This is a genomic window from Nocardia puris, from assembly GCF_003315035.1.
GTDB lineage: Bacteria > Actinomycetota > Actinomycetes > Mycobacteriales > Mycobacteriaceae > Nocardia > Nocardia puris.
The window spans coordinates 314,590-328,457 of sequence record NZ_QNRE01000002.1 but is presented as its reverse complement, the minus strand read 5'-3'; the positions used below and the strand labels follow the sequence as shown (position 1 = coordinate 328,457).

Below are 13,868 nucleotides of genomic sequence, written 5' to 3'. Positions count from 1 at the left end.
CGGCGTGCATTCCGGAGTCATCGCCGCGCATCCAATCCACCGGAACCGACACCGTCATCGCCCAGATGTCACCGCGCTGCCCCGGACACCCCAGCGCACCGGTCCACCACCGCGAACGACGGCCCGCCGCAAGCACTCTGGGCACCGGGAGGCCGACAGTCCGAACTCCGCACCGCCCACCTCAGCCCGTCGCGTCCAGCGCCTCCTCCAGCACCGCCCACGCCTTGGGCAGCTGCGCCTCGAAATCCGGCCACGTGTGCATCCCCAGCGGCGGATACTCCACCACCGCCGGGATGCCCAGCTCCGCGAGGCGCGCGGCGAAACGCTCCGTGCAGCGCAACGCCCCCGCCTCCAGCGCGAGTCCTCCCCCTGCGAGGCCCAGCGCGTCGGCGACCGAGGGGGACTCGGCGATGGCGATCAGGTCGGCGTCGGTCGGGGCGCCGGTGGCGGCCGAGAGGTAGACGGCGGTGCCGCGCAGCCGCTCGGCGTGCAGCACGCTGTCGTGTTCGCGCCACTGCTCCGAAGACGGTGGGCCCCAGAGGTTCTCCGGATTCCCACCCCGCGAGGCGACCGTGATGGTGGTGACGGCCCGCCCGAGCGGGTCGGCCGTCGAGTAGCACCCGCTCATACCGGCGACCGCGCGATAGAACCCGGGGTGACGCTGCGCGAGCATGACCGCCGCCTGGGCGCCCATGGAGACGCCCGCTACGGCGCGGTGCCCGTTCGACCGCAGCACCGACTCCACCACCGGTGGCAGCTCCTCGGTGAGGAAGGTCTCCCAGCGGTTGAGTCCGAGCGCCGCGTCGTGGCGCTCCCAGTCGCTGTACATGCTGCCGGTGCCGCCGCTGGTGAGCACCACGTCGACGGGTTTGTCGGCGAAGAACTCCGCCGCGCCGCCCTTGGTCAGCCAGCCCGAGACCGGCTCGCCGTCCACCCCGTCGAGCAGGTACAGCGTCGGGCGCGGGTCCTCCCCCGCGCCCCGCAGCACGTCGACCGGCACCACGCGGCCCATCGCCGCCGAGGTGATGTGGAGGCGGTCGTGGCGCGGCCCGACCTTCTCCACGGCGTAGAGCCCGACCCTGGTCATCTTCGGGTCCACGGCGGGCGGTGTCGCGGCGGGCGCGGCGATCGGCAGCGGCGGGGTGGCGACGGCGTCGCCCCGCATGGGAGCCAGCAGCGCGGCGGTCGCGAGGGTGAGCATCGCGGCCGCCGTGGTCGTCTTCGCCTTCATACCGATCGCACCCCGGCGGTCGAGATATTCCGTGTTCCCGGAGTGGAATTCACGTCACGGCGTACGCCCACCCCGGTGAACCGCGCCGCGGGCACAAAATTCTCCGGATCGAATTGTCGCGGGAGCCAAAATATTACGTTCGGCGACCATTCATCGGGCAGCCAACGGATAGCGGTTTCCCGGGCGCGCGCCCGGTCCGCATCGGTCGACGCGATGATCACTCGTTACTCCTCAGGCGTGGTGCGGGCCATGCCCGACGATATGGCGGCGTGATCAGGCCGATCGGGCGATTCGAGTTTTGTTGGCAGAGATGACTATCGGCTCACCCGCCGGCTGGATTTCGTCACAACCCGGTGGTTCCCCGGCACCGCCGATCGAATCACCCGAATCCGCCAGGGGATACAAACCGGGCGGCCGGCCCGCCGCGCGCAGCCGCCCCAGCGCCTCGTGCGCGCGCCCCGCCAACTCCGGCACCCGCGCGGTCGCGCCGGCCGCGAAAGTGGCGGTGAGCGGCACCTCGGCCGCCTCGCTGAGCAGGTCCAGCACCTCGGCGGTCACGGCCAGCGGCGTCAGCGCGGTCGACGAATCCAGCGGCACCAGCACCGTGCCGCCCTCGGTGGACAGCAGCGACAGCGCGCGCGACCCGAGCGGATCGGCCAGCGCCGCCTGCACCCGGCGCAGTTTGCGCCGACCGGCCGAGGCCGCGCCACCGGGCCGCAACTCCTCGGCGTGCGCCGGGATCGACACCGCCACCACCTGGTAACAGGGCGCGACCACGATCCCGGTCTGCCGGGCGAGCTGGGCGACGCCGTGCCCGCTGAGCAGCGCCGACACCAGCGTCTGCGCGGCCGTCTGGTGTTCGCGCGCGACCATCCGGTGCTCCTCGACATACGCCGCCGAGGCCGCCACCGTGACCATCTCCAGCGCCCGGACCATGAGCCGGGTCTGGGTGACGAGATCGTCGGTGTCGGCGCGGCCGACGTGTTCGGCGAGGAAGTCCAGACCCGAGCGCAGGCTGTCGTGATAGGCGCCGAGCACGCTTTCCAACGCCACACCTTCGCGCGCCCAGCGGGTGGCGCTGCCCGCGATCCGGGGCGGCTGCGCGGTCACGAGAGCGTGCGGCTCGAGCACTTCCACCGCCTCGGCCAGACAGGTGCGCGTGATCGTCGCGAGATCACCCGGCGGCTCGCCGCGCCCGGGAATTCGCAGATGTTCCACGAGTTTCGAGTGCAGCGATGTGATGCCCGACCCGGCCTTTGTGCCCGCCATGACTCTCGGAGCTTAGTCGCGCCCGGCGCGAAAAAACTTCCTCGACAACGCTTTCTGGATATTCATCAGCCCGATCACCCTCGGTTGGGGACGATCACAAGCAGATCACGACGACCGGTACGAAACGCACGCACCCCACCCGTCGCGCACGGTCCTCGCGGGAACAGGTCCGGCCGCTCGCCCGCGCGCGTAACGGGCCGACCGGCGTGCCGATAGGACAACCGACCAAGAGCGTGACGACACCCGCTGTGACCCTCCCCATGGGATCGCCGCCACCGGTGTGCGGAGGGTCTCGGCGACGGTTACCATCGAGCGCTGCGCCTCCTTACGGACACCCACCGTTCGGCATGGCGCAACGGCGAGTTCGAAGGACATTGACAGGCATATGAGCGGTACGCGAGAAAAGCTGGAAGAGCTGCAGGCCATCCTGGAGCTCGCCGAGGAACCCGCGGGTGAGACCGGCATCGCGAAACGCAAGGCCAAGGAGATCCCCAGCGCCCGCGAACGCGTCCGCATGCTGCTCGACCCCGGCACCTTCGTGGAGATGGGCGCGCTCATGCGCCACCCCGGCCAGCCGGGTGCCATGTACGGCGACGGCGTGGTCACCGGGCGCGGCTACATCGACAACCGCCCCGTCGTGGTGATCGCGCACGACCAGACCGTGCACGGCGGCTCGGTCGGCGAGATGTTCGGCCGCAAGGTGGCCGCCGCCATGGAGTTCGCCTACGAGAACGCCTGCCCCGTCATCGCGATCAACGACTCCGGTGGCGCGCGCATCCAGGACGCCGTGGCCTCGCTGGCCTGGTACGCGCTCATGTGCCGCCGCCAGGAGGACCTGTCCGGCTTCGTGCCCCAGATCGCGATCATGCTCGGCAAGTGCGCCGCGGGCTCGGTCTACGGGCCGGTCAACATGGACGTGCTGGTGGCGACCGAGAAGTCCTACATGTTCGTCACCGGCCCCGAGGTGATCAAGGCGGTCACAGGCGAGTCGGTCACCGCCGAGGAGTTGGGCGGAGCCGCAGTGCAGGCGAGCAACGGCACCGTGCACCACGTGGCCCCGACCGAGCGCGAGGCGTTCGACTGGGTGCGCGACTACCTGAGCTACCTGCCGTCGAGCTGCCTGGAGGAGCCGCCGGTGGTCAACCCGGGCCTGGAACCGGAGATGACCGCGACCGATCTGGAGCTGGACTCGATCATCCCCGACTCCGACAAGGTCGGCTACGACATGCGCGACATCCTGCTGCGCATCTTCGACGACGGCGCCTTCCACGAGATCGGCGCGGCCACCGCGGGCAACCTCATCACCGGGTTCGCCCGCGTCGACGGGCGCAGCATCGGCGTCGTCGCCAACCAGCCGCAGGTGCTCGGCGGCGCGCTGGACGCGCAGTGCTCGGACAAGGCCACCCACTTCATCCGGCTGTGCAACGCCTTCGGCCTGCCGCTGGTGTTCGTGGTGGACACCCCGGGCGTGCTTCCGGGCTTGGAGGAGGAGCGCAACGGCGTCATCAAGCGCGGTGGCCGCTTCTTCCGCGCGGTCATCGAGGCGACCGTCCCGATCGTGACCGTCGTGACCCGCAAGGCGTACGGCGGCGGGTACGCGGTGATGGGCTGCAAGCAGCTGGGCGCCGATATCAGCCTGGCCTGGCCGACCGCGCGGATCGCGGTGATGGGCGCGGAGAGCATGGTCGGCATCACCGGCCGCAGGCAGCTCGAGGCCGCCCCCGCCGAGCAGCGCGCGCAGGTGCGCCAGCAGATGATCGACTTCTACAACGCCACCATGGCGACCCCGTGGATAGCGGCCGAGCGCGGCTACATCGACGCCGTCATCGAGCCCTCGCGCACCCGGTTGGAGATCCGCAAGGCGCTGCGCCTGCTGCGCGGCAAGGATCCCCGGCCGAAGAACAACCCGCGCAAGCACAGCCTGTTCCCGGTGTAGGGCTCACACCGCCGGCAGAGCTCACACCGCGCCGCGCCCGCCCCAGATCGTGCCCACGGCCGCCCATTCGGCCTCCCACCGGCGCGAGCGGCGGCGATCCAGGGCGGCCACCAGCAGCACGTAGACGCTCGCGAACATGACGAACGCGCCGAAAACCACGGCGGCGCAGAGCACTACGGCCCGGCTCAGCGGCCGCGTCTCGGCGGGCGGCTCCACCACCCGGCCGCCGTCGTCGAGCCAGACGCTCACCGTCGCGCCCTCCCGCACCAGGGAGGTCGCCCGGTGCTCGGCCACCCGCGTGTTCCCGTGCTCGTCCACCCACGACACCTTCGCGGGGGTGATCGGCGCGTACAGCGGCGCCTTGCCCACCTCCACCACCGTGGCGTCGATCCGGCGCAACTCCGCCAGACGCTGCTGCGCCGCCACCGTTTCCGTGTGATACACGCTGGTGCCGAGTGTCCCCGCCACCACGGGGATCAGTGCCAGGAACAGCGTGACGAGCAGCAGGGCGGTCCAGGACTGCACGCGGTCCTCCCGGCGGCGCATCGGGTTGCGGTCCAGCCCGGCGCGGCGGCACGTCCTGCGCAGCAGCCCTGCGCGCGCGGTGGTCATGGTGCCGACTCCTCGTACTCGGGTTCGCCAGCCAGTCCGGCCAGGGTGTCGAAGAAGCCCTCGATCAGGGCGGGCAGCGCGTCGGGGTCCTCGCCCGCCGCCCACGTCTGCAAGGCGGCGACGATGAGCCCGGAGCAGGCGGCCACCACGGTGGCCGGGCGCAGATCGGTCGCGGGGTCCACGCCGAGACGTTCGGCGACCACGGCCACCGATTCGCGCAGTCCTTCCGCGCGGATGCGCTGGTAGTCGGCGAGCAGGGCGGGTTCGCGGTCGAAGCGCTGGAACAGGGCCCACCGGCGGGCCAGCAGCGGTGCGCGAGCGCCCCCGTATTCGGCGGTGAGCCAGTCGTGGACGGCGTTGCGGTAGGCGCGCAGCGGCGGTTCGTGTGCGGGACGGCGGCGCAGCGCCTCGTTGACCTGGTGCACGTCCTGGTCGATATCGCCGAGGATGGCGGCCTCGATGGACGGGAAATGCCTGCTGAAGGTGCGGCGGGTGACGCCGGCGCGTTCGGCGATGTCCTCGACCGCCACGGCGTGCAGGCCGCGCTCGGTGAGCAGGTCGAAGGCCGCGCGGGACAGCGCTTCCCGGCTGCGCCGGGTGCGCAGCCTGCGGCCGTCCAGGTCGACGTCGTCGTCGGTGCCCATGCCCTCAGCGTACCAGTATTGTCCCGGCGAGACATTACCCGGCCGAGGGGGTGCGTAGCCGGGAGTTCGCCGCTTCCCCAAAAAGCCCCGGGCGAAATTATGAGTAGTCACAAATACTCCCGAAATCCCGTGCGGAACCACGTGTTCATGCCTGTACCCGAATGGTCGACGACAAAACTCCAGAAGGCCGCACAGTTTGTGCCCACGCACAGTTGAAAGCACCCCGCTGTAGGCCGTAAAACAGGCTCTCACCTGCCAGTATTACCGACTCTTGACCATTCGCGAATCCGGCGCTACAAAGGAATTCTCCGCCGACCCGAGCTGTTCGAACCGGCCGACGAGAATTGCAAGCCAGTGGTTACCGATGTCATCGATGTGACCGCGGAATTCCCGATCCCCCGCAAGGCGGTCTGGGACCTGCTCCGCGAGCCGCAGACTTACCCCCGAGTTTTCCCCGGTATCGGCGCGTGCGAGCCGATGGAGTCCGTCGGGGGCCACCAGGTCCTGCGCCTGCGCATCGGCACCGCCGAATCCGGGGTGCGCACCCAGGTCGTGCAGGTGCGGGTGGGGCGCTGGTACGAGAGCCTGGAGCTGATCTGCCCGGCGCTGGGCAGTTTCGCCTCCGTCCGCCTGCGCGGCGACGAGGAGCGCACCCGCATCGCGGTCACGTTCTTCGCGCCGGGCCGGGTGCACCCCGCCGTCCCGGCGCTGAGCAACGGCGACGTGACCGCCTGGGCCGAGCGCGGTTTGCGCCGCATCGCCGACCTGGTCCGTGGCGCGACCACGTCAGTGGTGGTCAACGGCGAGAACTCGCCCCTGCGCCGGCGGGCGCAGGTGGTGCGGCAGATCGTGTCCACCGGCGTCGTGCGCGCGCATCGGCCCGACGTGGGATTCAAAGCGCTGCGCCGCCTTTCGGAATGGGGATTCAATCTCGCGGGCGGCTATGCCGCCGCCGCGGCGTTCGCCCCCGACCGGCCGGGCCTCATCGACGCCAACGGTGTGCGCACCTTCGGCGAACTGCACGAGCGCACCACCGCCATCGCCGGCGCCCTCGAGATGCTGGGCCTGAGCGCGGGCGACGCCGTGGGCCTGCTCGCGCGCAACCATCGCGGCATGGTCGAAACCATGGTCGCCGCGGGCAAACTCGGCGTCGACGTCGCACTGCTCAACACCGGCCTGCCCGCCCGGCGCATCGAGGAGGTCGTGCAGCGCGACAAGCTCGCCGCGCTGTTCGTGGACGGCGAATTCGACCACCTCATCCAGTACCTGCACGACGACCTCCCCCGCTACGCCACCGACGCCGCGAGCCTGGGCCGTCCCACGCTGGACGACCTGGCCGAGATGGGTCACACCGACTTCCGCAAACCCACCCATCCCGGCAAGCTCATCGTCCTCACCTCGGGCACCTCCGGCACGCCGAAGGGCGCGCGGCGCCCGCACGCCAAGGGGTTCAGCACCATCGCGGCGCTGCTCTCGCGCATCCCGCTGGGTATGGACGAGACCATGCTCATCCCCGCGCCGCTGTTCCACACCTGGGGGCTGGCCGCGCTGCAACTGAGCACGGCGCTGCGTTCGACCGTGGTGCTGCCCGACCAGTTCGACGCCGAGGACTGCCTGCGGCTCATCGCCGAACACCGGGTGAGCACGTTCATCGCGGTGCCGATCATGGTGCACCGCATCCTCGAACTGCCCTCCGCCGTGCGCGCCCGCTACGACACCTCGTGCCTGCGAATCGTGGCGAGCTGCGGCGCGCCACTGGCCGCGAGCACGGTGCTGGACTTCCTGGACGCGTTCGGCGACGTCCTCTACAACGTGTACGGGTCCACGGAGGTGAGCTGGGGCAGCATCGCCGATCCGGCGGACCTGCGCGCCGCGCCCACCACCGCCGGGCGGCCGCCGCTGGGCACCAGGGTCGCGATCCTCGGGCCCGACCACCGCCCGCTGCCGGTCGGGGCGACCGGCCACATCTTCGTGGGCAACCACATGCTCTTCGATGGGTACGTCAACGCCTCGCCGCCCGACGAGGCCGACGGCATGCTCGACACCGGCGACCTCGGCTACCTCGACGCCGCGGGCCGGCTGTTCATCGCGGGCCGCGACGACGAGATGATCATCTCCGGCGGCGAGAACGTCTTCCCGCGCCCCGTGGAGGAGGCGCTGGCCTACCTGCCGCAGGTGCGCGAGGTGGCGGTGGTGGGCGTCCCGGACCGCGAGTACGGGCAGCGGCTGGCCGCGTTCGTGGTGAAACGTGAAGGCGCGGGCCTGGATTCGGACATGGTGCGCACCTACATCCGCAACCGGCTGAGCCGGTTCTCGGTGCCGCGCGACGTCACCTTTCTCAACGCGCTGCCGCGCGGTGAGACGGGCAAGATCCTCAAGCGCCTGCTCACCGGCACCGACGGCGCCACGCAGCACCCGATCATCGGCACCATCGCGCCCGGCCCGTCCTGAGCGAAAACCGTTGGCGCTGTGACTCGTCAGCACGGCGCGGGGCAAGGTGCTGGAGGTCTTCCAGTCCCGGCCCGGACCTCTGTCAGGGCCCGCTCGGCGCGCCTATGCTCGCCAGCGACGGCCTCGGCGCGGGTCACCCGCAGGGCCCGGCACGAGACTATGGCCGGGGCCGCACACGGTCCGTCCCGGCTCGCGCGGCATGCTCCCAATCACCGTCGCCGCGGGCCGGGGCGGGCCGGCCTCATTCGGGGCCGGACGGCTCGTCCACCGTGCGCGGCTGATGGTCGCGCAGCGATTCCAGGAACCCGCGCGTGTACTGCGGCGGGGTGGCGTGCACCGACAGCGTGTTGACCACCGCGCGGTAGGCGGCCAGATCCGACTGCTTGTCCAGGTACAGCGCGCCGGTGAGCTGCTGGAGGTAGACGATGTCGGGCAGGTCGGACTCGGTGAACCGCAGCATGGTGAACCCGCCGTCGGCCAGCGCCGGGCCGCCCACGTGATCGGGCAGCACCTGCAGGGTGATGTTGGGCTGGTCGGCCGCCTGCACCACCCGCTCGATCTGCTCGCGCCAGACGGCCGACCCGCCGATCCGCCTGCGCAGCGCCGCCTCCTCCACGATCAGCCACACCTGCGGCGGCTTGGCCCTGGTGAGAATGTGCTGCCTGCCCATGCGCAGCGCGACCCGCCGTTCGATGGCGTCGACGGACTCGTTCGGGTGCGCGAGCATCAGCAGGGCGCGCGCGTAGTCGGCGGTCTGGAGCAGTTCGGGGACGGCCCTGGGTTCGTAGCAGCGGATCAGCCGGGCGGCCTGTTCCAGGCCCAGATAGGTGTCGAACCACTTCGGCAGCCAGTCGCTGTCGTGGTGCCACCAGCCCGAGGTGTTGGCCTGCCTGGCCAGTTCCAGGAACTCCGCGCGCTCGGTCTCGTCGGTGACGCCGTACAGCGTGAGCAGGTCGACCAGATCGCGCTCCCGGAAGCCGGTGCGGCCGAGTTCGAGCCTGCTGATCTTGGAGTGCGAGCCGCGGATGTGCTCGCCCGCCGCCTCGCGGGTGACCCCCGCGGCCTCGCGCAACCGCCGCAGGCGGCCGCCGAGCAGCATGCGCAGGACGGTCGGGCCGCCCTCGGCGACGGAATGTCTTCCGGCCGAGGCGCTTTCCGGCGAGGGTCGCGCTCCCGATGTCGGCATCCACCGAGTCTGCCACGAATTCGCCGCGACACTCCAGGGACTTCGATCCCGTTTCGCGCCAGAGCTGTTGTGATCCGTACCGGTGGGACCGGTCGGTTTCCGCTCGTCCCCGGTCACCACTCCCGCACCAATCTCGGCCCGGGACCGATCGCCGCGCGGGTCGGCGACGAATCCCTACCGAGTCGCGTGTGGCAAGAGGGTGATCGTATGGCGACGGTGGGTGTCTCGACCGATATCTCGGTGGTCCGCGTGGTACTGCTGCCGAACCCCCGGTCGGACGGCCCCTCCGGCGGCCCCTCCGGCGGGCCACCCGAGCAGATCGACCGCGAGGTCGACCGGGCCGGCCCCGCCGCGGCGGTGACCGCCGTGCTCGGCGACCTCGCCGACCGGACGCTCTCGCTGATCGAGAACATCGCCGTCACCTACCGCACGCCCGGGGAGCGCCGCGAACTCGTCACGCACCTGGGCGCCGGGCGCTGGCGCACCACGTCGCTGGTCTCGGTGCGAGCGGCGCTGCTGGCCTTCGTGCGCGAACACCGCGAACTGGACCGTTTCGGCACCCTGCTCGGGCTCGAGGTCTCCGAACGCGAACTCACCTATCTCGTCACCGGGCCGTCCCGGGAACGCGTGCTCGCCGCCGGGGCGTGGAAGCGCGGCGACGACGCGGCCGCCGAGGCGTTCGACCACGTGCATCCCGCGCTCATCACCCACGGGCTGCGGATCGACGGCATCGCGCTGTTCGGCACGAAGCGGCTCCGACCCGCACTGCGCGAGCAGGTGGCGCGCGCGTTCGATGCCGAGACCGTCACGCTCGACGGTCCGCCCGACCCCGCCGCCCTCGGCGCGGCGGTGATCGCCGCCGGACAACTCCCCGAGGACGAGCCGGCGACCGTCCTGCTCGACGACGACACCCGCCGCGCCGCCGGACTGCTGCCGGTCGGCATCGCGCTGGCCACGCTGCTCGGGCTGGCCGGGCCCACGGTCGCCCACCTCACCGACGACGCCGTGTGGACGCGTCCGGTGACCGTCAGCGAGGCGGCCGCGCCCGGACCGGCCGACCCCGCGACGCAGCCCGCCGACGCGCACGCCGCACCGCCCGCCCCCGTGCCGATCCGCATCGAGGCCACCCACGACGCCGCCGCGCCCGCGCCGCCGCCGGTCGCCCCGCGGCCCGTGGTCGCCGCGCCCACCCGGGCCCCCTCCGTTCCGGTCGCCACACCGGCCCCCACGTCCGCCGCCGATGCATCCGTCCTGCCCGAGGCTCCCCCATCCGTCACGACCGACCCCGCCACGCCCACCGAACCGCCGTTGCCCACCACCACCTCCGTCGGCGCGCCGGGCCCCGACGGGCTGTTCCCCGGCGAGTCGCCGCCACCGCCGCCGGACGCCGACCCGGCCGTGGTGTCGGCCTGGTGGGACAACCACTGGCGCATGAAACAGCTGTGGCTGCAAGGCAAGTGAGCGTTCAGCACTCGCTCACGGCGGGAATCCCGCGCAGGCGTTCGTCCAGCCACCCGACCGCCTCGGGATAGCCCACCACCGCGCCGATCAGGTGTTCGCCGGGCACACCGCGATACACGGCCGTGACGCCGAGCCTGCACTGCTCGTGGTACAGGTTGCGCGCGCCCTCGGCCGGGATCCACCACTCCTGTTCCCCGTTGTAGATGTAGAGCGGCACCGCCGAGGCCATGTTCTCCATGCGCGTCACGCGGTAGATCTCCTCGGCGAACTCCGAGCGCAGCGGATCGGGGAAGTTCGCGGCGATGTCGATGGGCAGCAACAGGATTCCGACCGCGCCGAAGGTGCTCGAGCAGGTGTCCTTCACCGGCGAGGTGGCGATCCACCCGGCCAGGTTGTTCATCCGCTCCACGATCCCCGGGCGTTCGCGGCCGATGCCGAACACCGCCCCCATGAACACCGCCGAGGCCAGATTCCCGTTCATGCTGCGGGCCAGGATCTCGTAGTCGGCCGGGACACCTCCGAGCGCCGCGCCCGCCACCACACCGGTGAGTTCCGGGGCGTACCCGGCGAGCAGCTTCACGGCGCCGTGCGTCGCGATCGCGCCGCCGGAGTACCCGGTGAGCGCGAAACGGCTCGTGCCGAATTCGGCGGGCAGCAGCGCGCGCACCGCCCGAATGCCGTCCAGCACAGCGTGTCCCGCGACATACGGTTCGGCGTAGGCCATGCGCGGGCCCTCGTGGTCGGGAATCAGCACGGCGTAGCCGCGCAGCAGCGCCAATTGTGTTGTGGGCGGGAGGAAGTCGGTGATGCCGGTGTTGCTGGTCCACCCGTGGGCCATGCTGTAGCCGGGTGCGCACTCGCGCCCCAACGCGTTGATGGGGAGGTTGTTCACCAGCACCGGCCTGCCCTCCGGCCCCGGCCACGGGGTCGCGGGCACCACGAGCGTGGCGGTCGCGAACGACGGGCGGCCGTACGCGTCGGCGGTGCGGTATTTGGTCAGCAGCGCCCGCTCGAACGGCATCAGCACCATCATGGCCGCCGTCGGCGTCACGTCCCTGACCTCGATGATCTCCCCCGGGGCGAGGTCGGCCAGGTGTGCGGGCCAGGCGTCGAAGATCGGGTCGCCGACCGGGGCGGGCAGTACGGCCGCGTGCAGAGCGGTCGCCGTCGGCGAGAGCACCGCGTGCTCGGGGGCCGCCACGTCGGGCACCGGCGGGGGCGCGACGAGGGGCGGTGGGATCACCCGGTCGATCCACTCCTGCAAGCCCGGTAGCAGCGAACCCGACGCGTCGGGCAGCGGCGGCAGCCCCGACAGATCGGGGATTCCGGGGATGACCGGTGGCGGCGGCGGTTGCGCGGCGGCGCTTCCGGCCAGGACCGGAAGCGCCAGCAGGACCGTCGTGACGAGGGCGGGCAAGCATCTCATGGCACACACCTTCGGATGCGTGGGCTGTTCGCCTGGCCCAGGGAGATGCGGCCGCGGACCCCCGATCGCCCCCTGTCGCGCCGAGGGCCAGGGATTCAGGGTAGGCCCCGGCGACCGCCCGGACACCGGCTCGTGCCCGAGTTGTGCGCGTCATGACGCCGAATCGCAACAACCGGGCGAATCCACCTGGCGCACGGTGGATTCGGCCCGGTCGGCGCGGGGAACCGCCTCAGCAGTTGCTCGGCGCGGGCTCCCCCCGGAAGCGGGCCTCCAGCCAGCCCAGCGCGGCCGGGATGCCCAGCACCGCCGCGGTGAGGTGGTCGGGCACCGGGATCTCCTCGGACTGCACCCGCACCCCGGCCTCGCACCAGCGCCGGTTCGTGTTGACGATCGCGTCCACCGGCACCAGACCGTCGATGGGCGAATGCCATTCGAAGACAGGGGTTTTCGGGACGCCGTCGTAGAGCTCGAGGCTGTTCTCCTCCACCACGGCCCTGGCCCGCGGGTCGTCGATCATGGAGGTGGTCTTGGCGAAGTCCATCGCGCCCCGGCCCGCGCCGGTGGCGATGATGTCGTTGGTGCAGCTGTTGGCCATGGCGGCGCGGGCGGCCAAGCCCCGGTCGTTGAGCTGCTCGCTGAGCGGGAAACGCTCGGGATACTCCCGCTCCAGGCCGAAACCCGCCGCCATGGCGAGCCCGAACACCGGGTGCGAGCCCAGACCGAGACCTTCCAGCATTTTCACCAGGTTCATCGGGACGCCGCCCATCGCCGCGCCCGCGATCTCGAGGTCCGGCGCGTACGTGGGCGCCAGCGCCGCCGCCCAGGCCGTCGCCATACCGCCGCCGGAGTATCCGGTCATCGCGACCGGGCTCGACTGCACCCGCAGCTCCGGCAACTGCTTGACGGCGCGGATGCCGTCCAGGGTGATCTGCCCGCCCAATTTCGCTGCGCCGTAAGCGAAATTGGGGCCGAGGTGATCGGGCAGCGCGACGGTCCAGCCGCGCTGCAACAGCACGTTCCAGGCTGGCGCCTCGCGCACGACCAGGTTGGGATCGCCGGTGTAGAGCACGCGCGAAACCGAGCAATCCGCGCCCAGGCCGTTGATGATGTGCTGGAACGACAGCAGCGGGCCGTTCTCGCGGTGCGCGCCCGGCGTGAGCAGCGTGGTGGTGGCCGCGATGGGCTTGCCCTCGGAGTTCGTCGAACGGAATCGGACCACCCGCACCGTGGTGTCCGGGAAGATCGGCAGCGGCGGCATCGGGCGCACCGCGAGCACCTCCCCGGGTCGCTTGTCCGCCAGATCCGGCGGCGTCGCGAAGAACGGGTCCGGATCAGGCGCCGGGTACAGCGGCGCGGAATGTCCCGCTCCGGCCACCGCGACCAGCATCAGCGCGCCGAACGCCAGCGCCGCGGCCGTGCGTATCGAGCGTAGGGCCTGACTCATGGACGTATGCCTCCCCTCGGGTCCAGCAATGGAGTTCATCCTGGAGGTGGAGCGACGAAGACGGCAGAACCACCGGAGCTTATGTGGACAACTCACAAGCGCGACCGCGACACGCTGTGCCGCGCCCGGGTCACCCTTCTGACGAATCTCCAACGCCGGCCCAGCCGCCCTGTGACTTGTCCAGCAGGCCGGGTGCACCATGTACTAC

General features: G+C 71.4%; 11 protein-coding genes. 3 read left to right on the top strand and 8 right to left on the bottom strand.

Annotated features, from left to right (window positions below):
* Window positions 1–181 precede the first annotated feature (181 nt).
* From DFR74_RS07055 to DFR74_RS07050, 3 genes are read right to left on the bottom strand one after another with little or no spacing between them, the layout of a single operon-like run.
* Window positions 182–1,231: an alpha/beta hydrolase gene (locus tag DFR74_RS07055; RefSeq protein WP_067501899.1), complete on the bottom strand. Its 1,050-nt coding sequence runs from the start codon at window positions 1,229–1,231 to the stop codon at window positions 182–184.
* Window positions 1,228–1,452: a hypothetical protein gene (locus tag DFR74_RS35295; protein WP_147265754.1), complete on the bottom strand. Its 225-nt coding sequence runs from the start codon at window positions 1,450–1,452 to the stop codon at window positions 1,228–1,230. Before DFR74_RS35295 ends, DFR74_RS07055 begins: the two co-directional genes overlap by 4 nt.
* 52 nt (window positions 1,453–1,504) lie before the next feature.
* Complete coding sequence (locus tag DFR74_RS07050) at window positions 1,505–2,500, bottom strand: hypothetical protein (RefSeq protein ID WP_067501904.1); 996 nt, start codon at window positions 2,498–2,500, stop codon at window positions 1,505–1,507.
* A 385-nt stretch (window positions 2,501–2,885) separates the two neighbouring features.
* Between DFR74_RS07050 and DFR74_RS07045 the strand changes: the two genes are divergently transcribed.
* Entirely contained in the window at window positions 2,886–4,436 is a 1,551-nt protein-coding gene (locus DFR74_RS07045) for an acyl-CoA carboxylase subunit beta (RefSeq protein ID WP_067501909.1), read from the top strand.
* Between the two features lie 21 nt (window positions 4,437–4,457).
* On the opposite strand, the gene DFR74_RS07040 is transcribed toward DFR74_RS07045, so the two are convergent.
* Window positions 4,458–5,048, bottom strand: coding sequence for an Rv1733c family protein (locus DFR74_RS07040; protein ID WP_067501912.1), 591 nt, complete (start codon window positions 5,046–5,048; stop codon window positions 4,458–4,460).
* Window positions 5,045–5,692: a TetR/AcrR family transcriptional regulator gene (locus DFR74_RS07035; RefSeq protein ID WP_067501915.1), complete on the bottom strand. Its 648-nt coding sequence runs from the start codon at window positions 5,690–5,692 to the stop codon at window positions 5,045–5,047. The genes DFR74_RS07040 and DFR74_RS07035 overlap by 4 nt, the downstream gene beginning before the upstream one ends.
* A gap of 354 nt (window positions 5,693–6,046) precedes the next feature.
* Here DFR74_RS07035 and DFR74_RS07030 point away from each other — a divergent pair, with 354 nt between their 5' ends.
* Window positions 6,047–8,143: an AMP-binding protein gene (locus DFR74_RS07030; RefSeq protein ID WP_067501918.1), complete on the top strand. Its 2,097-nt coding sequence runs from the start codon at window positions 6,047–6,049 to the stop codon at window positions 8,141–8,143.
* Between the two features lie 241 nt (window positions 8,144–8,384).
* Here the strand turns inward: DFR74_RS07030 and DFR74_RS07025 are convergent, their stop codons facing one another.
* The gene (locus tag DFR74_RS07025; RefSeq protein WP_067501921.1) at window positions 8,385–9,242 is read right to left on the bottom strand and encodes a helix-turn-helix domain-containing protein; all 858 of its coding nucleotides are present in this window, start codon (window positions 9,240–9,242) and stop codon (window positions 8,385–8,387) included.
* Window positions 9,243–9,536: 294 nt separating this feature from the next.
* Here DFR74_RS07025 and DFR74_RS07020 point away from each other — a divergent pair, with 294 nt between their 5' ends.
* Window positions 9,537–10,790 carry a hypothetical protein gene (locus tag DFR74_RS07020; protein WP_147265753.1) on the top strand — a complete coding sequence of 418 codons (1,254 nt, stop codon included), beginning with the start codon at window positions 9,537–9,539 and terminating at the stop codon, window positions 10,788–10,790.
* Between the two features lie 4 nt (window positions 10,791–10,794).
* Here DFR74_RS07020 and DFR74_RS07015 read toward each other — a convergent pair whose 3' ends face one another.
* Together DFR74_RS07015 and DFR74_RS07010 are read right to left on the bottom strand one after the other, a co-directional pair.
* Window positions 10,795–12,216: a lipase family protein gene (locus DFR74_RS07015; protein WP_067501927.1), complete on the bottom strand. Its 1,422-nt coding sequence runs from the start codon at window positions 12,214–12,216 to the stop codon at window positions 10,795–10,797.
* Between the two features lie 229 nt (window positions 12,217–12,445).
* Entirely contained in the window at window positions 12,446–13,660 is a 1,215-nt protein-coding gene (locus DFR74_RS07010; RefSeq protein ID WP_067501930.1) for a lipase family protein, read from the bottom strand.
* Window positions 13,661–13,868 lie beyond the last annotated feature (208 nt).